Here is a 26804-nt window from a genome sequence, read left to right as displayed (position 1 = left end):
GTTAATCAAGGCGAGATAGTTGGTCTTTTAGGCCCCAACGGTGCAGGGAAAACAACAACTTTTTATATGATAACAGGCTTAATCAAACCAACCTCTGGTAAGATATTTTTAGATGAACAAGACATCTCACGTTTACCAATGTATAAAAGAGCAAGACTTGGAATCGGTTATTTACCACAAGAAGCTTCTATTTTCAGAAAACTTACTGTGGAAGAAAACGTTTACATGCTTTGGGAATTGCTAAAAATAATCCCTAAAGAAAAATATGAAGAAACACTAGTTGGGCTATTGCAAGAAATGAAAATAGAAAGACTACGTAAAGAAAAAGCCTATGTTCTTTCTGGTGGCGAAAGAAGACGAGTTGAAATCATGCGTGCGCTGGCTACCAATCCTAAATTTATTCTTCTTGATGAGCCTTTTGCTGGTATAGACCCTTTAGCAATAGCAGATATCCAAGAAATTATTCTGCATCTCAAACAAAAGGGGATTGGCATAATCATTACCGACCATAATGTAAGAGAAACACTGAAAATTACTGATAGATCTTATATCCTTCATGAAGGAAAAATTTTAACCCAAGGTCAATCTAAAATGCTCGCGAAAGATGAAATCGCCAAAAAGTTCTATTTGGGGCAAGACTTTAAAATCTAATGAAACGCATGGACTCATACATTTTTGGGTTACTTACAGAAACTTTCCTCTTTGGAATTATTGCCTTCACTTCCATTTTTTCTGGAGTCGGAATTATTCCTAATCTAGTTAGAGAAGCTAGTAGTTATGGTATCTCGTTTCCTGTTGCCTTATCACTTTTCGCCGCCAGACTACCACAAGTCATGGTGTACACATTCCCGATGGCAATACTTCTATCTTCACTACAAGTCTTTAGTGGTTTATCCAGCAACAATGAAATAACTGCTTTCCGGTCAGCAGGTGTCAATCTAATCAGAATTGTAGCTCCAGCCTTATTATTTGGACTAATGATCTCTCTTTTAACAATGTTTTTTAGTGAATCTTTGGTACCAAAAGCCAATCTATATGTTGAATACAGTATTGCCAAAGCTAAAAATGAATTCAGTCCCATGATTAGAACTGCTGTTAACATCCCCCAATATGAAGATGGTCAGCTAAAACGTACTGTTAATGCAAGCAAAATGTATAAAGACATTATGGAAGATGTGACTGTTACAGAATTTGATAATGGTTATTTAGAACGTGTTGTTTTTGCCGCAACAGCTAATTTTGTAGCTGGTCAAGGATGGGTTTTCAATAATGGCATACTCTATATGTTCAATAAAAAGGCAGATACTTTAACAAGAATATTATTCGAGCAAGAGCTAATTAACATGAAAATTAGCCCAACAGATATCAATATTATTATTGATAAAAGCAATGCTGACCAACTAAGTTTTAGACAACTTAAAGCACAAATAGAAAAGAAAGAAAAAACAGGACAAAATATACTCAAAATGCAAGTTGAACTTTATGCTAAAACTGCGCTACCTTTTGCTTGCTTAATTTTTATGCTACTTGGTGCACCTCTAGGGTTAAACCCTCAAAGAAAAAGCAATGCAGTTGGCATTGGCTTTAGCTTATTAATAATCATGCTCTATTACATACTAATGGCTCTGGGTGAATGGCTAGGAATAGTTAATATTCTGCACCCTATAATGGCAGCTTGGTTGCCAAATACTCTTGTAGGAATATTAGGAATTTTCTTACTTTTACAAAAATCCAAACAATAGCCAGCCTCTCCAACTAAATAGAATAACATTCTTATATTTATTAAACGTATAGTTGTCTCTCCTGAAAGAGAGACTTATGTTCCAAATATTTCTAAAACAAAACCTTTCATTCAAGAAATAACGGTAACATCGTTTGTGGGAAGCCAGAAGGAGTGTTCTAGCTTTCAAACCTATATTTGTAATTCCAATGGAAATCATAGGTTCCTTGTAAAATTGCAGCAACATCTTCTACTAAAACTGCTTCTTCATCTGTTGGTATTACAAGAACCTTTACTTGTGAGTCAATTGCGGATATTTCTGCTTCACCATATTTACTATTAACAATTTTATTCTTTTCTTTGTCTAGCTTAACTCCTATATTTTCAAGACTTTCCATTGCTTTTTCTCTAATGTAAGCATTGTTTTCACCAACACCTGCGGTAAAAACAATTGCCTCAACCTTGTTCAGTCTCGCCATATAAGCACCAATATATTTATTTATTCTATAAATTTCCATGTCCATACTCAGCTGTGCTCTTTTGTCACCCTCAGCCATAGCAGCGACAACATCTCTTCTATCTGTATACTTACCTGTAATACCCAAATGACCACTATTTTTGTTCAGTATCTGGATGGTATCAGCAGCTGATAGACTTAGCTTCTCTGACATATATCCAACAATCGCTGGGTCAATGTCCCCAGATCTTGTCCCCATCATTGCTCCCTCCAATGGAGTAAATCCCATAGAAGTATCTACAGATTTTCCGCCTTCAATAGCCGTAAAACTAACTCCATTGCCTATATGCAAAGTTATCAAATCAGCATCTTTGCTTGCTATTCCCAAAAATTTTGCAGCCCGTTTACTAACATATAAATGAGAAGAACCATGAAATCCATACCTTCTTATCCCATACTTTGCATACCATTCATAGGGAACGGGATACATATAAGCTTCAGGTGGTAAAGTTTGATGAAAAGCAGTATCAAAAACTGCAACCTGAGGAACCCCAGGCAAGATTTCCATTGCAGATTCTATCCCCACAATATTCGGTGGATTATGCAACGGTGCTAAAGCAGCAACATCTCGTATTACATTTAAAACCTCAGTTGTAATAAGAACCGATTTATTAAACTTGTCTCCACCGTGAACCACTCTATGTCCAACGGCATTGATGTCTTTAATGCTCTCAATTACCTTTTCTTCACCCTCAGCAAGCCCAAGCAACATGTTTTCGATGGCTTCTTTATGCGAAGAATAACCACCTTCTTGTCCTATTCTTTCCAAGTTTCCTTTTGTAATTAATTTATTTTTATCCCAATCGTATAAGGCATATTTTACTGAAGAGCTACCACAATTTAATACAAGGATTAACATTCTGGTTCTATTTGCAGTATTGTAATTGCTGTTGCGTAGACTATATCGTCAACACTACATCCTCTACTGAGATCATTGATTGGTTTCTTCGCACCTTGAATTATTGGCCCAATAGCAACTGCATTAGCCAAACGTTCTGTTAATTTATAACCAATATTCCCGGCTTGTAAATCAGGAAATATTAAACAGTTAGCCTTACCTGCAACCTTACTGCCAGGTGCCTTTTTAATAGCTACAGCAGGAACAATCGCTGCATCAAGCTGAAACTCTCCGTCAACAATCAAATCAGGCCTAGCATTTTTAACAATGTCCGTTGCCTGTACAACCTTATCCACCAATTCGTGCTTAGCGCTACCCTTGGTAGAAAATGAAAGCATTCCTACAACTGGCTCACGACACATTAGCTGTTTAAAAGAAGCAGCCGTATCGATTGCAATACTAGCTAACTCCTCTGCGTTTGGATTGGGGTTAACACCACAGTCTGCAAAGAAAAGCGTGCCATCTATTCCGAACTCTTCTTTGGGAGTTACCATCACAAAAAAACTAGAAATGAGCTTGCTCCCTTGTTTTAATCCAACACAATGGATTGTCGCTCTGATGGTTTCTCCTGTCGCACAAACTGCTCCACAAACCATTCCGTCAGCTTCACCAATATTAACCAATAAAGCACCAAAATAATAAGGTTTTGTTTTAACCTCTTCTATCGCCTTTTCTATTGTCATCCCTTTATTTTTTCTCTTTTCATAAAGAACGTTGGCCAGTTTTTCAGTCATAACAGAATCCTGAACTGGATCATAAATTGTTATTTTGGAAAGTTCGTAATCTGAAAATTTATTTTGAAGATTATCTCTATCTCCAACTAAAATAATATGGGTAATTTCTTGAACGATAATTTTTTTTGTTGCTTCAATAATACGCTCATCTGTTGTTTCTGGTAATACAATTTTTGCTTTTTTTGCTTTTGCTTTGTTTAAAAATTCTGCTAATAATTTCATACTAAAAATCGTACTATTTTAAGTATATTTAGTCAATTTACAAACCAGTAGAATACATGCAATTAAATAAATGTATTTTAAACAAGAAAGGCACCTTCTAGATGATCTATCACCGTGCCTCTTTCTATAATCAAAACATCAAACTGAACTGCCACATCGTCTAGCTTGTTTTCCATTAGATACTTTTTAGCTGTCTTAATTATTTTCTGTTGCTTGGAAAAACTAACTGCTTGATAGGGAGTTGTCAGGCTATCTTTCTTATAATTCTTTACTTCAACAAAAACTATTGTTTCGTCTTTGCTACAAATCAAGTCAACTTCGCCATAATAAGAATGATAATTTGTAGTCAATATTTTGTATCCGGCTGACATTAAATATTTTTCGGCTATTTTTTCACCTTGCGCGCCTATACTTACACTCATGTTTAAATTATAAGCGACTATTCAATAATTTCCACAATAATTTATTACAAACAACAAAATAGCCTCTAAGATACTCTAATTTAAAATAAGGACAATTGCTCTGATGTATTAAAAGACCGTCGATGTATTTTGCTAAGCCCAACTCTACTAATATTTGAATAATGTAGCTTTGTACCATATCCTTTGTGCTGAGCAAAGCCATATTCGCAATAAACTTTACCATATCCGCACATGATTCTATCTCTTATTACCTTCGCAACAATAGAAGCAGCAGAAATAAGCGGCACCTTATCATCACCCTTAATTATTGATTTTTGTTTATTATCAAAACCAGGAATAATTTTATTTCCATCTATTAATATAATCCTTGAAGATAAGCCTGTGCCTAAAACAGCTTTCTTCATAGCCACAAAAGTCGCCTGAAGTATATTGATTCTATCAATCACATCGTGATGAACTACCCCAATACCAATTGCCAAAGACTCAGAAATAATATGCTCATAAATATTTTCTCGTTGAGTGTGGGTTAGTTTTTTTGAATCTTTAAATGTTGAGATGTCTTGTTCTTTTGAAAAAATAACTGCAGCCGCAACCACTGGTCCAGCCAAAGCTCCTCTGCCCGCTTCATCAATACCAATAACGTAATTGTTCATTGGCTCAATCGTATCACTTGTTCAGTCGGCAATCAAACCACAAAGAATCGAATTAATTAACGTACTTCTTCATAACAATAACACCATTATGACCACCAAACCCAAAAGAATTAGACATAGCCACTTTAACATCTGCTTTTCTAACTACATTTGGTACGTAATCAAGGTCTAAACCTAACTCAACATCGGGAGTATCATAATTAATTGTTGGAGGAACCAGACCTGTTTCAAGCACCTTCGCTACAAATACTGCTTCTATTCCACCAGCTGCACCTAATAGGTGACCAGTCATAGATTTAGTTGAACCAACCATTACTTTATAAGCTGCTTTACCAAAAACTGTTTTAATAGCATTCGTTTCTTGTTGATCATTCAGCTTTGTTGAAGTTCCATGCGCATTAATATAATCCACTTCTTCAGGAGCAATCCCTGCATCTTTTAAAGCCATCTTCATTGCTCTAGCAGCACCATTGCCGTCTTCTGGAGGAGCTGTTAAATGGTAAGCATCTCCTGAAGCACCAAACCCAACTAGTTCAGCATAAATTTTTGCACCTCTAGCTTTTGCGTGCTCTAATTCCTCTAAAACAAGAATTCCGGCACCTTCACCCATGACAAACCCATCTCGGTCATTATCAAATGGTCTACTTGCTTTTTCTGGGTCATCATTTCTAGTAGAAAGTGACTTAGCTGCACAAAATCCTGCCATTCCTAAGGGAGTTACTGCAGCTTCTGAACCACCTGTAATCATCGCAACTGCTTGGCCATCTTGGATAAACTTATAACTACTCCCTATTGTATGAGTGCCTGAAGCACAGGCAGTAGTCACGCAAAAATTTGGCCCTTTTGCACCAGTTTCGATGCTCACTATTCCAGCTGCCATATCATTAATCATCATAGGAACTGTAAAAGGAGAAACTTTTCTGACACCTCTTTCGTGTAAGGCAATCGCATTCTCTGCCATTATATCAATACCACCAACACCAGAACCTATTCCAACACCTATCATCTCAGGATTCGCCGCGATATCTATTCCAGAATCTGCGACTGCTTCTTTAGAGGCAGCAACAGCAAGCTGTAAAAATCTCGCCATTCTTCTTGCATCTTTTGGGTTAATGCCAAAATCGTCTGGATTAAAATCTTTCACTGTCCCAGCAATTCTTGTTGGAAAATCAGTAAAACCTTCGTCTTCTAAATAAACGACGCCACTTTTACCCGCAAGTAATTTATCCCATGTTGTCTGCAGATTATTCCCTAACGGAGAAACAACCCCGAGTCCTGTTATTACTACTCTTTTCTTTGTCATGCTGCAGCCTCCGAACAATTTTTAATCTCCGCTAATAAGTTTTTTATTATTGTTTTTGCTGGCAAAATGTCTTTAATTTCATTAAATCTTTCTCCTGCAAACACAATACCGTTTTCAACATCACCCTGTTGTGCCCTAATTAAAGATTCAATAATACAAAACTTTCTACTACAGGACTTTAAGCAAAGATGAGTACAACGATCCTTAATCGCTCCACCTGTAACCCTCTCCATATAAGCATTCGGAATAGCTCTACCAAGATAACCTACTGGACTCATAAACTTAACAGTTTTTTTGTCCCCATATTTAAGATACATTTCTTTAAATTTTCTATCAGCATTACATTCATCACTCATGACAAATCTAGTTGCCATTTGCACTCCACTAGCTCCCATTTTCATAACTTCGCAAATGTCTTTTCCATACAAAACGCCACCAGCTGCAAGTACTGGTATCTCGCCATTAATTTCTTCTACAACTTCTTTTAAGATTTCTCTCATTGGTCTATCTGTACCCAAATGACCGCCCGCTTCTACGCCTTCTACAACTACCATGTCCGCACCTAGCTTCAAAGATAATCTTGCTGCTTTAGCAGAAGATACTATCGGAACAATAGCAACATTTTGTCCGCTTTCCTTGATAATTTTAAAAACTTCTTTCGAAAATCCTGCTCCTACAAAAATAAGGTCAACGGCAGCTTCTAATGATGCTCTAACTAAGTCTAAACATTCTGTTGCTGCTATCATTATGTTAACGCCAATCAGTCCTTTTCCTCCTGCCTTTTCTCTCGCTATTTTTACTTCCTTTATTATCTCGTCATGTTCCATTCCTGATGCAGCGATTATTCCAACTGCGTTTTCCGCTGCAACCGCTCCTGCTAAATTACCAGTAGAAACTCTTATTGCCATCCCACCCTGGATAATAGGAAGCACAGGCTTAAAATTTTTTATTTTTAATAGTTTTAATTCCATATTATTCTCATAACTTCCCCCGAGACAACGTCGTCATCTCGGGAAATAAATATTTTTATTGCTTACCTTTGATGTAAGTAATTGTATCTGACACTGACTTAAGACCTTCTGCATCTTCATCAGAAATTTCTGTCCCAAACTCTTCTTCAAGAGCCATTAATAACTCCACACTGTCCAGAGAATCCGCACCTAGATCTTCTACGAATGAAGCCGTCTTTGTGACTTCGCTTTCGCTAACACCTAACTGCTCTACAACAACTGCCTTTACTTTTTCATAAATTTCTTGTTCATTCATTTATTTCACCTCCTTATTATTTAAAAATTTAGCTCATTACAAGACCGCCATCAACATTGATGACTTGTCCTGTTATGTAATTCGCATCAGCAGAACTCAAAAATGCTACTGCTTTTGCAACATCCTCAGGAGTACCAAACGTACCTGTAGGAATATTACTTATAAAATAATTAACCACTTCTTGAGAAAGTTTCTTGGTCATGTCTGTGTCAATAAACCCAGGAGCAACAGCGTTTGCTTGAATATTCTTTTTAGCAAATTCTCTTGCAATTGTTTTTGTTAAACCAATCACGCCTGCTTTTGCTGCTGAATAATTAGCCTGTCCTGGATTACCCATTTGACCAACTACAGAAGCAATATTAACTATCTTGCCTGATTTAGCTTTCATCATTGGTCTAACAACAGCTTTACACATATTATAGACACCCGTTAAGTTGATACTAATAACTGCATCCCATTCTTCATGTTTCATACGTAACATTAGATTATCTCTAGTAATCCCTGCGTTATTGATAAGAATGTCTACAGAACCTAACTTTTCAATAACTTCTTCTATGGATTTCTCAGCACTTGCTTCATCAGCTACATTACACATAACATCAATAGACCTAACTCCATAATCAGCTATAAGCTCTTTTGGTGTTTCACTGCTAGCCATATCTAAAATAGCTATATCAGCACCTCTGGAAGCTAGTTCCATCGCGATTGCTTTACCAATTCCTCTGGCTCCACCTGTAACTACTGCAACTTTTCCTTTTAAACTCATATTTTCTCCTCCATTACTCTATGCCTCGACAAGCTCAGCATTAATTATACTTTGGTTTACCCCTCAGTATATTTTAGCAAATCTTCGCTATTATCAATAGACAAAACCTCAGAATCTTTTGCGATTCTTTTGCTAATTCCAGCAAGAACCTTACCAGCGCCACATTCTACATACTTTTCGACACCATGGCTAATCATTTTTTCAACTGACTGCATCCAGTAAACTGAAGAGTAGAGCTGTTTAACTAGCTTCTGTTTAAATTGACCACTTTCAGTTGTCATCTCTGCATCTACATTAGTTACTACTGGGATTACTGCATTATTAAACTGCATGCTGTCCATAATCTTTGAAAACTCGTCAGCCATAGGACGCATTAACGAGGAATGGAATGGACCACTTACATTCAGTTCCATTACTCTTTTTGCCCCAGCACTTTGTAGTGGCTCAAAGCATTTCAAGACATCTTCTTTTTTACCAGAAATAATAATCTGTGCTGAATTATTATAATTCGCTACTTCAACACCTTGAAACTTAACTATTGCTTCAATTTTCTCAGGATCTAATCCCATAACTGCCGCCATTGTTCCTACTCCCGCAGGAACTGCTTTATTCATCATTTCTCCACGTTTTTTAACTAAAGTAAGACCCGTACGGAAATCGAAAACACCTGCAGCATAAAGAGCTGAATATTCACCAAGACTATGTCCGGCAACAATTTGAGGAGTTTTCCTAGCTTTTTTTAAAATATCTGTTACTAATGCTGAAGCGATAAACAATGCTGGTTGCGTATTAAATGTAAGACTAAGTTCTTCAATAGGTCCTTCCAACATAATTTCTAAAAAAGAAGCACCACAAACCTCATTGATTATTGCTCTGTGCTCAGCAAAGAAATCTTTATTTGCATCTAGAAGAGACTTCCCCATCCCTACAAACTGAGAACCCTGACCAGGAAAAATAAAAGCTGTTTTCATTTTTTTACTTCTTTAAAGCCCTAATTTGAGCAGTAAGCTCAGGCACTATCTCATGCAAATCACCAACAACCCCAATATCTGCAACATCAAAAATAGGAGCTTGAGCATCTTTATTGATAGCAACTATAAAGTCTGAACTCTGCATCCCAGCTAAATGCTGAATTGCACCAGAAATGCCACAAGCGATATAAACTTTAGGACACACGGTCTTTCCTGTTTGACCCACTTGATGGAAATGCGCTATCCAGCCAGCATCAACAGTGGCACGTGAAGCACCAACTGCTGCACCTAATTCTTTAGCTAGTTCTTGTATTTTAAAAAAATTATCAGGACTACCCAAGCCTCTTCCTCCGGAAACAATAAATTCTGCTTCACAAAGATCAACAACATCCATCTCTTCAATAGTTTCTTCTATTAAGCGCATTCTTTCTTTTACTTTAGAAAGATCCACTTTAACGGTTATCTTTTCGCCTTTTTCTTTTTCTCCAAGCTTCTTCTTCTTGAAAACATTTGGCCTAACAGTAGACATTTGTGGACGATGATTTGGACAAAGAATTGTCGCCATAATATTACCACCGAAGGCTGGTCTTGTTTGTAAAAGCAACATTTGCTCAGTATCAAAATCTAACTCAGTACAGTCAGCTGTTAACCCAGCATATACCATTACAGCAATAGTAGGAGCTAAACTTCTCCCAACGCTAGTTGCACCATATAAAACAATCTCTGGCTTATATTCATTAATAAGATCTGAAATCACTTTGGAATAATAGTCGTTCTGATAATAGGCAAGTTTTTTATCTACTGCTGAATAAACTTTCTTCGCACCATAATTATATAGTGGCTGTAAAAGGTTAGTATCGTCAGCTGACAATAGCATTGCACACAAAGTATAACCCGCTTTATTTGCTAAAATCTGTCCTTCACTAAGTAATTCTAAAGTAGCATTACTTAGAACACCTTCTCTTTGTTCAGCAAAAATCCAAATTTCTTTTGGGCTCATAGTATTTTCCTCTCCTTCAACTTACCTAGCAGTTCTTTTACAGACTGCTTCGGATCTTCATTTTCTATTATCTCTCTATTTGTTTTAATAGGTGGAGAAAAAACTTTTCTAACAATTGTTGGAGAACCTTTTAAACCAATTTTTTCTTCTTCAGCACCAATATCATCGGCACCCCAAGTTGTAATAGTGGCACTTTTTGCTCTCATTTTTCCTTTAAGAGATGGTAGCCTCATAGTATTTGCTTCTTTTACTACAGTAAACGCAGCTTTACCATCAACTTCCCATAGCTGGTAGCCTTCTTCGGTAACTCTTTTTACCTTAAATCCTGTTTCAGTTTTTTCAACTTCTTTAACATAAGTAATCACAGGAATATCCATAAAATATGCTACGCCAGGACCTACTTGCGCAGTGTCTCCATCAATAGCTTGTTTGCCAAAAAGTACAACATCAAAGTCGCCCGCTTTTTGTACAGCAAGGCTTAATGTATAGGAAGTAGCCCATGTGTCTGCTCCCGCAAACTTTCTATCAGTAATAAGGTATGCTTCATCAGCACCAACTGCTATACAATCCCTAAGTGCTTGTTCTGCTTGTGGTGGACCCATTGTTATAACGGTAACTTTTCCGCCATGTTTATCTTTAAGTTGTAACCCTAATTCAATTGCATTTTCATCAAATGGATTGATTACACTTGGAACTCCGGTCCTATTCAAACGATTGGTTTCCCTATCGATAGTAACCTTATCAGAATCAGGAACCTGTTTAATACAAACTGCAATATTCATTAATGTTCCCCCTATCTGTCTTGTTTAGCACTCTTTTTGATTGCATCCAAAGCAATTACGTTTCTTTGGATTTCATTTGTGCCTTCGTAAATCTGAAGTATTTTTGCATCTCTGAACATCTTTTCTACAGGATACTCTCTCATGTAGCCATATCCACCAAAAATCTGTAACGCTTCATTTGCTACTTTATTAGCAACATCTGTTGCATATAATTTGCACATTGCTGATTCTTGTGAGAAATCTTTAATTCCAGCATCAATTGTTCTGGCTGTCTGATATAACAAACATCTCGCAGCTTCAATCTCTGTAGCCATGTTTGCAATCTTATGTTGGTTAGCTTGGAAAGCAGAAATTGGCTTACCAAACTGCACTCTTTCTCTGGAGTACTTAACAGCAGCGTCCATAGCACCTTGAGCCAACCCAACACCTTGAGCAGCAATACCAGGCCTTGAATGGTCAAGATTCTTCATCGCAACGATAAAACCTTGTCCTTCTTTGCCTAATAAATTTGCTTTCGGAATCTTGCAATCTTGGAATACTAGTTCTCTTGTTGCAGAAGCACGGATTCCTAATTTGTCTTCTTTCTTACCGAAAGTAAAACCTTCTGTTCCCTTTTCAACAATAAAGGCAGATGCGCCCCTAGCGCCCTTTGCTTTATCTGTCATTGCAATAATAGTGTAAGTGTCTGCTTCTCCACCGTTTGTTATCCATTGCTTTGTCCCATTTAATATATAATGATCACCTTTAAGTTCTGCCGTTGTTTGAACTCCACCAGCATCTGAACCAGCATTTGCCTCTGTTAAACCAAAGGCTGCTTGCGATTTTCCTGCCGCTATGGCTGGAAGGTATTTTTGTTTTTGCTCTTCAGTGCCAAAAGCAAGTACTGGATAAATACCTAATGCATTCGCTGCAAAAGATACTGACACCCCAATACAACCTCTGCTGAACTCTTCCACAGCTAGAATGAAATCCATTACTCCACCACCGAATCCTCCGTATGCCTCTGGTATATATAGACCATAAAGGTCAGCGTCTGCGATTTTCTTAAGGATTTCTGTTGGAAAAATCTCCTCTTGATCTAATCTTGCTCTGTCTGGAATTATGAATTCATTCGTGATCTTTCTAGAAAGCTCTACGATCATTTTCTGCTCGTCTGTTAAAAAATATTCCACTTTTTTCCTCCTGCTTTTATATTGTTTTTATATCCACTTAATAACATTTGCCCCGTAGGTGAGTCCGGCTCCAAATCCAACAGTAATTACGATATCACCCTTTTTAAGGAGATTTTTGCTCATGGCTTCGTTAATTGCTATTGGGATAGATGCGCTGGAAGTATTACCATACCGGTCAATATTAACATACACTTGTTCATCAGACAATCCTAACTTCTCCTGAGCGTAATCGATCATTCGTTTGTTAGCCTGATGAGGGATCAAGAAGGTAACGTCCTCCTTAGTAAGCCCTGCTCTTTCCAGCGCCTCGTCCATCAGTTGTACAATAATATTTACAGCAAATTTATAAATAGCCTTACCGTCCATTTGAATATATCTTAATGGATTATCCAGGTTATCTTTATTAAGAGCTTCTTTAGAACCACCAATTGGCACTATCAACTTATCATGATCTTGTCCTTTTGCACCGATATTAGTGGCTAATAAACCATAGCCCTCTTCAACTTGACTAAGGATTACAGCTCCAGCACCATCACCAAAAAGAACAACAGTTGCTCGGTCTGTCCAATCGCAATATTTACTCAAGGTATCGGCACCAACAACTAAGGCCTTTTTATATAACCCTGACTTCATCATGCTCGCCGCGACATCTAACGCACAAATAAAACCAGTGCAAGCAGCACTAATGTCAAAGGCAGCGACCTTCTTTATATCTAACTCCTTTTGAATTAAGCAAGCTGTTGAAGGAAACAATGGATAGTCAGGAGTAGTTGTAGCAACCACAATTAAATCAATCTCTTCTTTATCAATTCCTGCATTTTCTATTGCTTTTCGTGAAGCCTCTATTGCAAGTGAAGCTGTTGTTTCTTCCTCACAGATATAACGTTGTTTAATGCCAGTTCTAGATACGATCCACTCATCGTTTGTTTCTAATCCTAATGCTTGAAAATCATCGTTTTTTAGTTTCTTTTTTGGTATAGCCGAACCTGAACCAATTATTCCGTAATTATTTTGTTCCATTTTCTTTCGTTGCCCCCTGCTCAGCACTATTCTCTGATAGTATCTTGGCAATATCCTCCACTATTTGTTCTCTAACCATAATTGCTGCTTCCCTGATAGCATTTTTAAATGCCTTCGGACTTGCAGAACCATGTGCTTTTATGACTGGTTTTTTTACACCCAATAAAAGCGTTCCCCCAAACTCATCATAATCAAATTTCTTTCTAATTTTCCTAAGTGCTGGCAACATAAAAATAGCGCCAAACATTGCCATAAGACTTCTCTTAATTGTACCTTTAATCATTTTAAAAATTGTTGAAATAAATCCTTCTCCAAGCTTAAGAACAATATTACCTACGAAACCATCACACACCACAACATCTGTATATCCAGCCAACAAATGAGAAGGTTCAAGGTTGCCAACAAAATTAATAGTTTTATCCTCTTTTAATAATTTATACGTCTCCGTAGTGAGCTCATTACCTTTGTGTTCTTCTTCCCCGATGTTAAGCAACCGCACTTCTGGTCTTTCTATGCCAAATCTGTGCTGTGCATACACCGAACCCATTTTGGCAAACTGAACCAAATGCTTTGTCTTACAATCAACATTTGCTCCAAGGTCTAGGGCAACAATTGGTTTTTTCATGGTTGGGAAAACAGCAACAATCGCTGGTCGATCGACATTCTTTATCCTACCTACTTTAAAAATAGAAGCAGCAAGAACCGCCCCAGTATTCCCAGCGGAAACTAAAGCATCCACCTGACCATTATTCAGAAGTTGAATCGCAACCATTAATGATGATGTTGATTTTTTTATTGCTTGAGTCGGTTGTTCATTCATGGAGATTCTATCTTTAGCATCAACTATAGTAATTCTTTTTGGTGAGCCATGAAGCGCCAGCTCTGCCTTCAGTGTCTGCTCATCACCTACTAATACGACTTCTACCTGAGAATCATTTTTGACTGCTGCAACTGCACCCATAACTTCATTCTTAGGAGCGAAATCTCCACCCATTGCGTCTATTGCTATCTTCATAGGAAATATTCTCTATTTAGTTCGTAGTTTCTTGTTTTTTTAATATCTGTCTTCCTTGATATTCACCACAAGCAGTGCACACATGATGAGGTCTAACCTCAGCGTGACAGGTTGGGCAAGTAGAAATCTCGGGCATTGTTACTTTCCAATGAGCACGTCGCTGATCTCTCTTTGCTTTAGTTGTTTTCTTCTTTGGTACAGCCATTACAGTCCTCCGTCTTCTTTTTTAACTTTGCCAAAACAGCAAGTCTTGGATCAATTGTCTTTTTCTGTTCCTGCTCTTTAACCTGACAATTTATATCACATTTAGGAGCTATTGGCAAATTTAAAATAATTATTTCACGTATCATTTCAGAAAAATCTAGAGATAAATCAGAGCTATAAGTAAAATAGATGTCGTCCTCTTGAATTTCATGATCTTTGTCTGGAGGGAAAAAAGCTTGCGACTCATCGATAAATCTTTCTTCAAAATCTAAGGATAATTTTTCTTCAAACACTTTTAAGCATATTGCACATTCCATTAAAACAGTCGTAACACACTTACCCTTGGCAATAAGCCCCATGCCAGTATTTGTTATTGTGCCTTTTAAAGTTACGGGCCCTTTAATTTCGAAATCTTCGCCTAAGTCCATAAACAGCTTTTCGGTTAAATCAACCTCAAAGCTCGCGCCAACAGCACCTAATAATGGATTAATATCAATTTTCATAAAACTCACCCTTCCAAACCTCACCCGGCGTAATTAGCCAAGAACTTCCTAAATACTACAATGTCGCCACCCTCTTATTTCGACAGGCTCAACACATCGCCTAAAAGAGAGGGTTTATATTACCATAGAGTTAATAAGTTTTGTATCTAGGGTTTTACCCTTCCGCCATGCACCAGTCGCTTCCGCTCCGGTTCGCGGCACCTTCTCTTAAAAAGGGAAGGATAATTAATCAAAGTTATTGTAAATTGTTAAACTCTTCCACTTCTTTAACCAAGGAATCTTTTTGCATCAGCAAATTTCTCTTCTTCACCGAAAGCATCTCTGTATAATATGCAGAAATTATTAATAGACCCACCATTACTGCTAACAAAAAAATAGAAATAAAACCTTTTTTCATAATAACTGCCTTATCCTATCATAAAGGATGACCGCCACACTGACGCTCAAATTTAAGGAATCATTTTGTCCAAGCATCGGTACTGAGACATTAATATTGGCCTGCTTCTTCCAAAACTCAGAAACCCCATGATGCTCACTACCAACAACTAATGCGAACTTATCCGAAAGTTTTGCCTGATGATAAACTATTGTTGCTTCAGGCGTTGCAACTAATACTTTGATTCCTGCATCAATAAATTGTTTATACGCGTCTTCTTGAGATAAAATTAAAAACGGAACACTAAAAAAAGTACCCACGCTATTCCTTATAACATTGGGATTATAAATATCCGTTTGTTGATTATTAAAAACTATTGCCTCAACACCAGCCCCATCCGCAATTCTAAACAAAGCACCTATATTACCCGGCTTTTCTATGTCTTCACAAACAAGAACACAATTAGCACGACTTAATTTATAGTCACTATCTTTTTTCTGAAAAACTCCAACTATTGTTTCTGTTTTTTCGCGATAACCAATCTTCTCAAACATCTCTATACTAATAATATATTTAGGAACATCCTCTTTTAATAAAGAAAGCTTTTCTTCTAATCCCCACAACTCTTGGCAAATAAACTCATTCTTTAAGGCAAGATTGATTTCCTTTTCGCCTTCAACCAAAAAAGTAGATGTTTCATCTCGATATTTTTTTAAGCGTAATTTGCATAAATTCTTAAATTTCACGTTTTGCGTGCTGGTTATTTTTTCCATAGCTCTATAGTAAATAGTTAATCAAAAATCGTAAATAGTGAATAGAGGGAAAAAGAAGGACAAATTAATGGGATAAAAATATTTTCTTTACGACAATTTATTAATTACAAAGAAGGAGTTATTTATGCACCATAAAATCATTGGATATAGTCAATTTAATCTAGCAACACTTTTCAAGGAAATTTCCCATTCCTTACAACAACCTCCACAAATTGTTACAGAATATCTTAACAAATATCCAGGACATGCAGAATTAATACTTTTTGTGGCAGTCACAGAATTATTAAACAAAAACCCAGAGGATATAAGAACAGCACTATTAAAAATGCTTGCTGAAACTATTTCTGCTCACCCAGAACAAGTTGACAAAATTGTTTGTGGCGCGGTTATGGCAGCGCCATACTTTAGAGAAGACATAGTTGTACAAGCAGTCGCGACATCATTAGTAATAACTGACGTGCCCAAATTCTCGCAAATAATGCAAGGAGCTAATGACGCTAGTTTTATTAACGTCACCTCTTTGATTGATATTTTTTAAACATGCCAAACATTTAAAATAAAAGGCGGGAATTTTTATTTCTAAATTCGATACATTTAATACTAATAGACAAAAGGAGAAGCTGTGACAATAAATAACATTAATAAAACAACACCCCCCCCTACAGGCAATAATGAGGTCATCCAACAAAGAAAATTCAAGTTCATAGCAACAATATTTGGTAAATATGAGGACAAAATTGAGATATCATTTACTAATAAATCCATTAATATTAAAGTTAACCCAGGCACGACTCTTCAAAAAAAATATCAGGCTAATGTTAATTTTGATAAATTCAATCCCAAGGAAACGTTAAAGGCAATTCTTGTAATAAGTAGCGTAATTGATAAAGTGATACTTTCGGAATCAGATAAAATTTACCTAAAAAACGCCATAGGCAGATTAAAAGATGACTTCAAAAACAAGCAAGTATCTTTGCGGTTCTCAACCACAAATCTGATAGACATTAAGGAACTACACGAACTAGGGATAGAACTAAAAGACATAATAGTAAGATCAAAGGGACCGGTCTCATTTCAAAACCCTTTACCTGGACCATTCACAGAATCTGCAGAAAGATTAATAGGATCAGTCGTAATGACAGAAAATAATAAAAACGAGTTTTCTCAAGAATACAACAAAGACATGCAAACAATAGCCACACTAGAAGGGTTTAAATTACAAATTATTCAAACAAAAATATCAATTAATCCTGAAGACAGTCAGGTTGTTTTAAGTGATTCTTCAAGAGTGACACCAATTTCAAAAGATGTGTTTGCCGAAATTAAAAACGCCTACGGTTATTCTGCTCCAACTTACTTCACTGACAAGCAACACGTCGACTACCACAGAGGCATGGGTTCTGCGATGGATGGCGTTTTAGCTAAAGACATGAAACAATTAAATCAAGACTCTATAAAAGAAGGAAAAAGTTATTTTGAAGGAGGTAACATTTTAACCGCTACTAGTACAGACAATTCAAAGGTTATAATAATAGGTGCTAGTTCTTTTGATATTAATAATGCTATTTTTAGAACAAACTATGTGACTTACAATGAATTACTAGAAGCAAAAACAGTTGCTGGTCAAACAGGAATCAGGGAAATAATAAACCAAAAAACTTTTGAAATGATGGCAACAGATTTAAATATTCGTCCTGAACAAATGTTGTTTATACCTCAAATGGGATTACACATAGACACATATCTGAGACCTGGACTCAATGGAGAAATTTTTATCAATGACTGGGGAACATCAGTCAAGCTACTTACAGCATTACTCAAATTAAACAACCTTTCTACTGAGGAAAAAAACTACTATTCTTCATTTTTAGAACACGCGCAGGCAATGGGGAAAAAGCATGAAAACGTCTACAAAGAAACTTATAAAAAACTAACAGAATATGGATTTACCGTCATAAAGGTACCAGGAGTCTTCTATAGCAAAAAAACCTTGAACCTGCCAGCCAAGCACATTAATTTCATGAATGGCGTTATGGGCACCGGTAACTCAGGAACCTTCTATATTACAAATGGAAGCAATTTCCCTAGACTAAATAATATTGTTGCTAGCATATTCAAACACTTTGGAATTAATAATATTTATTTTACTGGAAGATCACTAGATAGTTTTTCTTTCGACCCAGCTGAAAAATCTTTGTTAAAATTTGATTCAGGTGTAGACTGCAGAACCCTCGAGTTCCCCAAAGATGACAACAATAAATAATAGCTTTTAGTTTACATTTATCTCCTTTACCCTGATAATAAAAGCATGACTAAAACAGCGATACTTATTGATGGTGGGTTTTTTCTAAAAAGATATTATGCGGTTTATGGCAGATCTCCGATGGAAGATGGAGCCGATAAAGTAACCAAAACCATCTCTAATATTTGTTCTGAGTTTCAAAAGAAATTTGAATTTGATTTGTTAAAAATCTTCTACTACGATTGTTTCCCTTACATAAACAAAGAAAAAACTCCTATCTCTGGCAAGGTAATTGATTTTAGCCAAACATCCTTGGCACAATTTAAAATGAAACTTTATGATGAGCTTAAAAAAACAAGAAAAATGGTTTTAAGATTAGGAGAACTAAAAACTGGTTATGGTTGGCTAATCAAACCCATGCTAACTAAAGGACTATTAAGTGGAGCAAATGACTTTAAGTCGTTAACAGACGATGACTTCTATTTTGACCTTCAACAAAAAGGCGTAGACATGAAAATAGGCCTAGATATTTCAACCTTTGCTTACAAAAAACAAGTTGATCAGATTATTCTAGTAGCAGGAGATGCCGACTTTGTGCCAGCAGCAAAAGTTGCGAGAAGAGAAGGGATTGATTTTATACTAGATCCCATGTGGCAACACATTGATGATCAACTATTCGAACATATTGATGGGCTCTATTCTGTCTGCCCTAACCCTAATCAAAAGAACAAAAGGGTAAGCAGAAATAATCAATAAATAATATGCAAACCAACAGATGGTTAGGACCAATCATTCTTGTTGCCTGTGTGTGCCTTTTCTTCCCAAGCTACTTTCACTACAATTACAAACAATTTATTAAAATGTCTAAAGCACAATTAATCTATGAACATAACAAAAACTACAACCGCAAATTATCCTTCACGGACAACAGTGTTTACAAAATTTTTAATAATTCTGTTAATGGTGAGATAGAACAAATAACCTTTACAGACCTAACCTTAACTGGCACAGACAATTCTCTTACAATAAGCTTATTAGGAGACAAACCCTTTTTTTTCCAACTGGAAAAAAACTTTCTTCATCAAACTGCCACTAGTTATCTTTACGGAAACACTGAAGAACGCTCTTTCTTACTCTCCTGCTTGCAAACAAAAAAGACAAAACAGATAAACAATGAAAAACTAATGTACCAAACCCTCTTTTTGCCTTATATACCAAGCTATCTTGGACATATGCATATCCAAGCTAAAGACAAGCTCTACTTAATAGCGTTTGAAAGCCAAATCATAACTGCTGACATCAGCTTAAATGAGAATGGATTAATATCTAGTATTTCTACGGAAAAATTTCTGGCCACTTACTTTAACTATAAAAACGAAAAAGGAGTACAAATACCTAAAAACATGACAATCAACGAACAAAAATATCAACTTAAAAAAATTAAAATGAATATACTTAATACACGTCGTTAGGAACGACCTCTTCGAAATCCGCGCTTTCTCCTCTATTCCAGAGTTCTAGTTCTCTATTATACTTTTTCCCAAATTGATTCCAAACACCAATAAATAAAGAAGCAAACACTGGTCCAATAATAAACCCAACTGGTCCAAACCAAGCTAATCCACCCAATGTTGATAGAAAAATAATTGCTGGATGTGGACCAGCACGCCTAGAAACAAAAATAGGTTTAATATAACTTTGCGTGATTGTTGTACCAACATACGCCAAAACTATAACCAACAACCCCACAACCCACTTGCCAGAAACAATCAAAAAAATTCCAGCCGGAACTAACACAAAAATTGCTCCAACAATTGGAATCACAGACAAAAGCATGATTACAACTCCCCAAAAGACGGGAGAACCTATTCCAAACAAATAAAAAATCAAAGCTCCATAAATCCCCTCCAAAACACCCACAAACATAGTTCCCAGTAAAGTTGCATCTGTTATATTAACTACTTCATTAATAAGCCGTTGCTCTTCTTTGTCGTCTAATGGTGATAAATACATTAATTTCTTAATAAGAATATCTCCATCCGTATATAAAAAATAAATAACAAAACAAATTATAAACAAATGAAAAATATTGAAACTAATTGTTATCAAAATCTGACTGGTAAGATTAACAATATTACCGGCAGAACCTCGCAGAACATTTGTTAACTCTTGCATAACATTTATCTGTAACCCACTCTCAAACAAAGGCTGCAAAAAATATATCTCACTAAACTTATCAATAATCACTTGTGCTTTGGGAATGGAAATCATAATTGTTGCATAAATTTTAACAAGCTCATTAGCCAGTATCACACCAATAACTATAATTGGAATTATTATTATTAACAAAATAGCCAGAACTGTTAAGGCAGCAGCTAATTGCTTGAACTTTAGTTTATTGCATAAAAAAGAAAAAACACCTCTCATTACATGTGCCAAAATCACAGCCAAGAAAATATCGATAAAATACGGCGATAAAATTTTGTAGAAAGCCATGGTAAGAACTATCAGCAAAAAAAAGAAAAACCAATCCGGTATGCTAAGTTTTTTCATAAAGTACCTCTAGTAACATTATAAGAAAGTTTATGAATAAAACCTAGATATATTTAAACTATTTCTAAATGCATCGCATGTTGCTTATTAATATACTCAACTAGCTGTTTTAAGCGATCCATACTATGGTCATTAACAGGAAAAGTTCCAGTATAATAATTAGACGCAAATTCCGCAATGTACTTATTTGTCATACTTAAAGCTTGCATTCTCTCTCTCTGATTAACTGTTTCACCTATCTTCACAATCTTCTGTTTTAACGTGATTAGCTTCTTTTCATAGTAAACAATCTCTGTGCTTCTAATGGACTCACGAATATCATCAACAACCTGCGCCCAATGTACATCATGAAAAGAATATGCCAAAACTTGTTTCACATTATTTAAATAAATATTGCGTACTTGTTTTTTGTGTTCTATAGAAAAATTTGGGTTAAGCATCTCAACAACAACATACAACTTATAATTAAGCGCCCAACCTAATACTCTCTTTTTAAAACTTTCTGGTATTATTCTATCAAGCATTTCGTTTTTTGAGGGAACGTCTTCATTAAAAGTATGCAAATACGTTCTGCCTGACTCTCCCAGCATTAAATTAACTTCTTTGATAAAAGATTCCTTCTGTCCCAATAAAAGATTGTAAGTAGTTCGATATTGATTAAGGATAATTTTATTCTCATTAACTTCATTAACAACAGCTGCCCCATCGCGAACTTCCTCAGACCTATTTATGATAGTAACGTCTGGGTTGGGTAAAAAATCTTTAAAGTTTGGCCTATCAAGATCCTTTTCTTCTCGCCTTGAATCTATCTGTATATGAGGTGTGTTTGATATATTGATACTACCTATTTCCATTTTGCTTCCTCTTTAATACACAACTAATCCTTTTCAAAAAGGACTTATAATAATATCGTATCAATAATTCGAGATTCCCATTTAATTGTATTTATAATTGTTCCCCTTAATGGTATTCTATAATAGAATCTATAAGGACACAAAATTATTACGATCTTTAATTATATAATCTGGGGGGATTAACATGTTCAAATTCAAAAAAATTTTAATCACAAGCTTCTTTCTAACTTCTATATTGTTACTACAAGGGTTTACTGATATTAATATCTTTAAAAATGGCGAGAACCTTGATATTGGAAAAGACGAGATTGTAAAAAATATAGTTTGTATCAATGGAAACGTCACGCTAAATGGCACCGTTGAAGAAAATATTCTCCTACTTAATGGCAATCTTTCCCTGGGCAGAGACGCCATCATTAAAGGAGAAACTGTTGTTATCGGTGGCACAGTAAATAAATCAAGAGGCACTCAAATTGCAGGGGGCATTACCTCTATGTCTTCTGACCAAGTAATGAAAATAAGTAATTCCTGGAAATACTATGAACCAAAAGCGCCTAAAATTTTCAAATTTATTGGCCCTGTTTTCTCTCTCTCCTTTATCATTTTAATTCTATTGGCTGTAATGTTGTTTCCAAAAACTATAGGTGGTATTTCTTTTGTAGCGGAATCAACTCCTTGGAAAACTTTAGGATTTGGCATTATTACCTCTTTGCTTATTCTTCCTATCACTTTTCTTTTACTAATATCTTTGCTAGGAATAACCCTTGTCCCGCTCTTCTTTGTTGCTTTAATCATTATTGTCTTATTAGGAACAGTGGCTATCTATCAACTTATTGGGAAAAAAATAGCTGGGTTATTTAGAATAAAAGGGATTCCTATGCTTTGGGAAACCATTTTAGGAATCATCACCATCTCTATTGTTAAATTATTCCCTATCATTGGAGGATTTGCTTCAATTGTAATAAGCACTTTTGCCTTGGGTGCTGGCGTAATTTATTTATTTTCTTTAAGAAAATTATCTAAAGTAGCAAAATAAAGTTATTTACTTAGCTTTTTACAAGCCTGATATAAATTATCAAAAAGCTCTGGTATTAATTTCTTTTGAACTGCAGAAAACGCAATACGAATTACCCCTCCACACAAAATAACTCCTGTGCCAAACTCGTCCAACAAAAGTCTTCTCAATGCCTCACCGTCTATTCCCTTAGCCAGGTCAACACACATAAAATATCCAGAATTGAACGGTAGAGCTGTAAAAAACTCCGCATATTCTTTTTTATCTTGTAGCTCCTTCACCACAACTTCATATCTTGATTTTAGTATCTCAAATTTCTTTTGTTTTTCTTTAGCATAGTTTGGACAACTATAAGCGGTCATAAGTAGTGACTGTGACAAATTAGATGCATTAGAAATATTCCCTCTAATAAGCCCAGCTGTCTTGGCTTCTAAAGCAGAATATAATTCCTTGTCTCCATCTTTGATTCCATAAGTAATAAACCCAACCCTAAAACCCCAAACATAATCCTCTTTTGTTGGACCATCTATCTTTACTGCTAACACATTCTTATGCAAATCTGCTAGCTGAGCAAACAAAGACTCTTTAAAAATATTCTTTTTATAAACCAGTCCAAAATATGCATCATCTAAAATAATTAATAACTTATTACCCTTATCCGCGGATCTTTTTATTACATCAACTATTGCCAGCGCTTCTTTTTCGGTTGGAGTATAACCTGTAGGATTGTTAGGAAAGTTCAATAAAACAGCTATTTTCCCGGCTTTTTTTACTGATAATTTCGCCTCAAAAGCTTCAAGGTCTAAACCTTCTCCACTAAAAGTATTCATTAAATCAAACTTAACGCCAAACGGTTGTTCAAAAACAAGGCCATAGTTTTCCCAATAGAGGTCGGAAAGAACTAATTTTTCGCCCTCATTAAAAAACATTTGACCAATAATACTAAGACCATGAGTTAAAGCATTTGTTACAACTGGCAAACTTATTGGCTTATCCTTAAGTGAAGGATTTTTTTCATAAATATGTTCTTGCCATTTTGCTCTTATATCTGGTCTCCCATAACTAGGGGCATAGGGGAAAACTTTTTCAGGCGCTAAACCAATGTTTTTGGTAAGAGAATCTAGTCTCATGGGGGAACCATCATCCTCAGTAGCAATACCTATGGTAGCATTAATTTTCTTGCCACTAGCTTGTGCTGCTTGAGAAAGAATACCCGACTTTGGGAAATAAGCGTTCTTCCCTTTGTCACCTAATAATTCATAAACTGTAGCGTTGTTCTTCTGAATTGTCTGGTTGAGCTCTAATGCCTGATTATCCATTAACTACTCCTTCAAGTTTTTAAAATTATATCATACAGTACTATTAGTGTCCGATAATTTTCAGCCAAGATTAACACACAATCGTTATGCTTTTACTAGTTACAATTTAAATGCTTGATTTTTGTTTTGTTATTCCTTGTAAATAAAATATAATGAAAAGGGTAACTGAAGAAGGGGGCAAGAAAAAAATGAGAGTAATTCCAAAAATTTTAACTACATTCCTAATTGTATCAACCTTACTCTTAACTGGTTGCCAAGTAACCTTAGAGCAAGGAGAGCTCCTAGAACAAAACAACAAATTACCAGAAGCTACGCAGCTTTATTGGGAAATAGTTAAAGGCGATCCGGGATCTTACTCTCTTGATACGAAACAAGAAGCTAAAAAAAGAATCTTAAAGCTCAAGCCTCAAACTATTGTTCCTGAACTAAAAAATGAGATTTTATCAAACAAAGACAGTAACTCTAAATTGTTAATGTGTGACATGATCATCGCTTATAATAATACTCCTGATTACAATTGTATTATCTTGGCTGGTCTAGCAGAAAAATCTAATTTAGCTGCAAAAAAATATTATGCTAACTCTCTTGCTGAATTAGAATCGGAAGAAATAACCACAAAAATAATTTTACAATATAATGAAGCATCAAAACACTACATAAATGATCTAAAAGAACAAAAAAACAAAGGCGCTACATTGAACTTGTCCTCAGACGTACTACTAAGTTACTATCAATTTGTTGCTTTATATAACCAACCTAAAACTTTAGATTTCTTACTCTCTTTACTACAATCCAAAGATGTTCTTGACCGACAAAGTCTTATTAAATCTATGGAGCTAATCAGCGACAAACAAATCATTGAACCTCTTTTATCAATTTCAAAACCAATCACACCCAAAGAACAAGAAATCCTTACAAAGATTTTTCTCAACCTCAATGACCCAAAAACCTATAGTTTCCTGATTAGCCAAGCAACAACAAGCACTAAAAATGAAAAGGTTATTATAGAACATTTAGAAAAAAACATTAACAAATCCAACCTAAAACATATTGCTCAAACATTTAAAGACAATGATTACCAGCTGAATAATGACGCTGTCTTGTTAGCAAAAAGTTTAATAAAAACAGTGCCTTCTAAAGAAGCAGTTTCTGCCCTCTCGCAATTGTTGCAACTGAAAGATGTAACCAAAAATCAAATAACTCTTGCTGAAGTTCAAGATATTTTATATTTTATTAATAGAAATATGACAAAAGATAATTTATCAGACATGCTTTCCGCTTTAGACAAAAATCTCTCCATTAAAAGTACAAGTGACTTCTATGCCCTTGATGATTTATTCCAACAAAACGTAAATCTAATTAATAAGTTCTATGGCTCAAATAACTATCTTCAGTCCTTTATGCTGGAACTAAAAACGCTTGCTTCTGTCTATAAAGCAAAAGAAAATTTTGCTACGTCAGTACAAAAAGCAAGATCTTCCCAAGAAATTGAAGCAGTTAAATTGTTACTAGAAGATATTATCTTGCAAACAGAAACACTTACTAGTAGCCAGCCAGCCTCGAAGCTACTTAATAATGTAAAATTCTTTGTCTCCAAAATTGAAGATGCCGATCTAAAAAAATTACTTAATTCTATTATTAAAAACAGCCAATATGAAAAAGTCATTGCCCCTGATGACAGCTTAAATACTCTAAATGTGCCGGATTTAATACAATTAATTTCTCCGTCAGTCACAACCACAGGCGCAAATGATTAAACTAAAATATTTATTCCCTATCTTTATTTTCTCCTTCTTGCTATCGTTTGGGTTTGCCTATAATCTAACAAGCGTCTCAGACATTAGTTCAGGAAAATCCAATATCTCGTTTGTCACTAACCACGAGGCTCTACTCATTAATCCTTCTTTCCTTCCTCAAACACAATTTGCTATCAGCAATCAATGTATCGACACAACAGGGATTAAAACAAAGTCACATGCACTAAACTATATGATAATAAACGGATTTGGATTTGGTGAAATGCGCAGAGAAGAACTAGCCACTTCCAAAAACATCAAAGTTGGCCTAATTGGATACGGCTCTAAAATCAACAAAAACTTTTCTTGGGGCATAACTTATCAAACCATCACAATTGCTAACAGTGGAGTAGATACATCCTCTTGGTCAACCTTGCTTGGAATGAGCTACCTAGATCAAAAAAGTAATCTCTTCTTTGGCCTTACACTAGAACATTTCTTTAAAGACGCTAATGCTACTTTAGATGATGACTTACCGCCAACCATTGCCTTGGGGTTCAATTTTGTTCCCTGGAACCAAGTTATGTGGTCTAATAAATTAAGCTTTATTAGAAAAACTGGCGAAAAAATCCAATACAATTCCGGTATTTCTATCATGGTAAATGATAGTATTATGCTTAATTGTGGAGCAAGCAAAACAGGATATGCTCTTGGATTTGATTTTCCAATAAGTCTGGGCAAAAAAAATCTTGGTTCTCTTCGTTATGC

Annotated in this window: 30 protein-coding genes; 9 read left to right on the top strand and 21 right to left on the bottom strand. The window is 35.7% G+C overall.

What is annotated here, in order from left to right; translation table 11 throughout:
* A partial coding sequence (gene lptB / locus PHF25_04010; GenBank protein MDD4527187.1) for an LPS export ABC transporter ATP-binding protein occupies window positions 1-651 on the top strand: 651 nt, incomplete at its 5' end.
* Window positions 652-659: 8 nt separating this feature from the next.
* Window positions 660-1742, top strand: a complete 1083-nt coding sequence (locus PHF25_04005; GenBank protein ID MDD4527186.1) for an LptF/LptG family permease — start codon at window positions 660-662, stop codon at window positions 1740-1742.
* Window positions 1743-1899: 157 nt separating this feature from the next.
* Here PHF25_04005 and PHF25_04000 read toward each other — a convergent pair whose 3' ends face one another.
* The 18 genes from PHF25_04000 to PHF25_03915 all read right to left on the bottom strand — a co-directional run bounded on the left by PHF25_04000 (window position 1900) and on the right by PHF25_03915 (window position 16317).
* The gene (locus tag PHF25_04000) at window positions 1900-3096 is read right to left on the bottom strand and encodes an acetate kinase (GenBank protein MDD4527185.1); all 1197 of its coding nucleotides are present in this window, start codon (window positions 3094-3096) and stop codon (window positions 1900-1902) included.
* Window positions 3090-4091 carry a phosphate acetyltransferase gene (gene pta, locus PHF25_03995; GenBank protein ID MDD4527184.1) on the bottom strand — a complete coding sequence of 334 codons (1002 nt, stop codon included), beginning with the start codon at window positions 4089-4091 and terminating at the stop codon, window positions 3090-3092. The genes PHF25_04000 and pta overlap by 7 nt, the downstream gene beginning before the upstream one ends.
* A gap of 77 nt (window positions 4092-4168) precedes the next feature.
* On the bottom strand, window positions 4169-4513 hold the full coding sequence (locus PHF25_03990) for a YraN family protein (protein ID MDD4527183.1): 345 nt from the start codon (window positions 4511-4513) through the stop codon (window positions 4169-4171).
* 80 nt (window positions 4514-4593) lie between these two features.
* Entirely contained in the window at window positions 4594-5166 is a 573-nt protein-coding gene (locus PHF25_03985; protein MDD4527182.1) for a ribonuclease HII, read from the bottom strand.
* Between the two features lie 52 nt (window positions 5167-5218).
* A complete protein-coding gene (gene fabF / locus PHF25_03980) occupies window positions 5219-6469 on the bottom strand; it encodes a beta-ketoacyl-ACP synthase II (GenBank protein MDD4527181.1) in 1251 nt (416 codons plus the stop codon).
* Complete coding sequence (locus PHF25_03975; protein MDD4527180.1) at window positions 6466-7440, bottom strand: nitronate monooxygenase; 975 nt, start codon at window positions 7438-7440, stop codon at window positions 6466-6468. The genes fabF and PHF25_03975 overlap by 4 nt, the downstream gene beginning before the upstream one ends.
* 55 nt (window positions 7441-7495) lie before the next feature.
* A complete protein-coding gene (gene acpP / locus PHF25_03970; protein ID MDD4527179.1) occupies window positions 7496-7735 on the bottom strand; it encodes an acyl carrier protein in 240 nt (79 codons plus the stop codon).
* Between the two features lie 28 nt (window positions 7736-7763).
* Complete coding sequence (gene fabG / locus PHF25_03965; GenBank protein MDD4527178.1) at window positions 7764-8501, bottom strand: 3-oxoacyl-[acyl-carrier-protein] reductase; 738 nt, start codon at window positions 8499-8501, stop codon at window positions 7764-7766.
* Between the two features lie 56 nt (window positions 8502-8557).
* Window positions 8558-9472 (bottom strand): ACP S-malonyltransferase, encoded by a 915-nt coding sequence (fabD, locus tag PHF25_03960; GenBank protein MDD4527177.1) that lies wholly within the window; start codon window positions 9470-9472, stop codon window positions 8558-8560.
* A gap of 4 nt (window positions 9473-9476) precedes the next feature.
* Window positions 9477-10472: an electron transfer flavoprotein subunit alpha/FixB family protein gene (locus PHF25_03955; protein ID MDD4527176.1), complete on the bottom strand. Its 996-nt coding sequence runs from the start codon at window positions 10470-10472 to the stop codon at window positions 9477-9479.
* A complete protein-coding gene (locus PHF25_03950) occupies window positions 10469-11254 on the bottom strand; it encodes an electron transfer flavoprotein subunit beta/FixA family protein (protein ID MDD4527175.1) in 786 nt (261 codons plus the stop codon). The genes PHF25_03955 and PHF25_03950 overlap by 4 nt, the downstream gene beginning before the upstream one ends.
* Window positions 11255-11265: 11 nt before the next feature.
* Complete coding sequence (locus tag PHF25_03945) at window positions 11266-12426, bottom strand: acyl-CoA dehydrogenase family protein (protein ID MDD4527174.1); 1161 nt, start codon at window positions 12424-12426, stop codon at window positions 11266-11268.
* A gap of 27 nt (window positions 12427-12453) precedes the next feature.
* Window positions 12454-13446, bottom strand: coding sequence for a ketoacyl-ACP synthase III (locus tag PHF25_03940; GenBank protein MDD4527173.1), 993 nt, complete (start codon window positions 13444-13446; stop codon window positions 12454-12456).
* Window positions 13433-14461, bottom strand: coding sequence for a phosphate acyltransferase PlsX (gene plsX, locus PHF25_03935; protein ID MDD4527172.1), 1029 nt, complete (start codon window positions 14459-14461; stop codon window positions 13433-13435). The genes PHF25_03940 and plsX overlap by 14 nt, the downstream gene beginning before the upstream one ends.
* Before the next feature lie 16 nt (window positions 14462-14477).
* Window positions 14478-14666 carry a 50S ribosomal protein L32 gene (gene rpmF, locus PHF25_03930; protein ID MDD4527171.1) on the bottom strand — a complete coding sequence of 63 codons (189 nt, stop codon included), beginning with the start codon at window positions 14664-14666 and terminating at the stop codon, window positions 14478-14480.
* Entirely contained in the window at window positions 14638-15168 is a 531-nt protein-coding gene (locus PHF25_03925) for a DUF177 domain-containing protein (GenBank protein ID MDD4527170.1), read from the bottom strand. The genes rpmF and PHF25_03925 overlap by 29 nt, the downstream gene beginning before the upstream one ends.
* 235 nt (window positions 15169-15403) lie before the next feature.
* Window positions 15404-15565 (bottom strand): hypothetical protein, encoded by a 162-nt coding sequence (locus tag PHF25_03920; GenBank protein MDD4527169.1) that lies wholly within the window; start codon window positions 15563-15565, stop codon window positions 15404-15406.
* Window positions 15562-16317 carry a TrmH family RNA methyltransferase gene (locus PHF25_03915; GenBank protein ID MDD4527168.1) on the bottom strand — a complete coding sequence of 252 codons (756 nt, stop codon included), beginning with the start codon at window positions 16315-16317 and terminating at the stop codon, window positions 15562-15564. The genes PHF25_03920 and PHF25_03915 overlap by 4 nt, the downstream gene beginning before the upstream one ends.
* Before the next feature lie 124 nt (window positions 16318-16441).
* Here PHF25_03915 and PHF25_03910 point away from each other — a divergent pair, with 124 nt between their 5' ends.
* The 4 genes from PHF25_03910 (at window position 16442) to PHF25_03895 (ending at window position 20031) form a co-directional block, all read left to right on the top strand.
* Window positions 16442-16855 (top strand): hypothetical protein, encoded by a 414-nt coding sequence (locus PHF25_03910; protein MDD4527167.1) that lies wholly within the window; start codon window positions 16442-16444, stop codon window positions 16853-16855.
* Between the two features lie 84 nt (window positions 16856-16939).
* A complete protein-coding gene (locus tag PHF25_03905; protein MDD4527166.1) occupies window positions 16940-18580 on the top strand; it encodes a hypothetical protein in 1641 nt (546 codons plus the stop codon).
* Between the two features lie 45 nt (window positions 18581-18625).
* Window positions 18626-19315: an NYN domain-containing protein gene (locus tag PHF25_03900; GenBank protein ID MDD4527165.1), complete on the top strand. Its 690-nt coding sequence runs from the start codon at window positions 18626-18628 to the stop codon at window positions 19313-19315.
* Window positions 19316-19419: 104 nt separating this feature from the next.
* Window positions 19420-20031 carry a hypothetical protein gene (locus PHF25_03895; protein ID MDD4527164.1) on the top strand — a complete coding sequence of 204 codons (612 nt, stop codon included), beginning with the start codon at window positions 19420-19422 and terminating at the stop codon, window positions 20029-20031.
* On the opposite strand, the gene PHF25_03890 is transcribed toward PHF25_03895, so the two are convergent.
* Window positions 20015-21112: an AI-2E family transporter gene (locus PHF25_03890; protein ID MDD4527163.1), complete on the bottom strand. Its 1098-nt coding sequence runs from the start codon at window positions 21110-21112 to the stop codon at window positions 20015-20017. The two genes, PHF25_03895 and PHF25_03890, sit on opposite strands and share 17 nt — an antisense overlap.
* A 53-nt stretch (window positions 21113-21165) precedes the next feature.
* Entirely contained in the window at window positions 21166-21966 is an 801-nt protein-coding gene (locus PHF25_03885; protein ID MDD4527162.1) for a hypothetical protein, read from the bottom strand.
* Between the two features lie 184 nt (window positions 21967-22150).
* On the opposite strand from PHF25_03885, the gene PHF25_03880 reads away from it, so the two are divergent.
* On the top strand, window positions 22151-23002 hold the full coding sequence (locus PHF25_03880) for a hypothetical protein (protein ID MDD4527161.1): 852 nt from the start codon (window positions 22151-22153) through the stop codon (window positions 23000-23002).
* A 2-nt stretch (window positions 23003-23004) separates the two neighbouring features.
* Here PHF25_03880 and PHF25_03875 read toward each other — a convergent pair whose 3' ends face one another.
* Window positions 23005-24300 carry an aminotransferase class I/II-fold pyridoxal phosphate-dependent enzyme gene (locus tag PHF25_03875; protein ID MDD4527160.1) on the bottom strand — a complete coding sequence of 432 codons (1296 nt, stop codon included), beginning with the start codon at window positions 24298-24300 and terminating at the stop codon, window positions 23005-23007.
* Between the two features lie 152 nt (window positions 24301-24452).
* Here PHF25_03875 and PHF25_03870 point away from each other — a divergent pair, with 152 nt between their 5' ends.
* Entirely contained in the window at window positions 24453-26057 is a 1605-nt protein-coding gene (locus tag PHF25_03870; GenBank protein MDD4527159.1) for a hypothetical protein, read from the top strand.
* On the top strand, window positions 26050-26804 hold a 755-nt coding region (locus PHF25_03865; GenBank protein MDD4527158.1), incomplete at its 3' end, for a hypothetical protein. The genes PHF25_03870 and PHF25_03865, both read left to right, overlap by 8 nt.

Source organism: Candidatus Margulisiibacteriota bacterium (assembly GCA_028706105.1).
Taxonomy (GTDB): domain Bacteria; phylum Margulisbacteria; class Riflemargulisbacteria; order GWF2-35-9; family DYQY01; genus DYQY01.
Note: the sequence above shows the minus strand (reverse complement) of the source record. Positions and strands in the feature narration are given on the sequence as shown.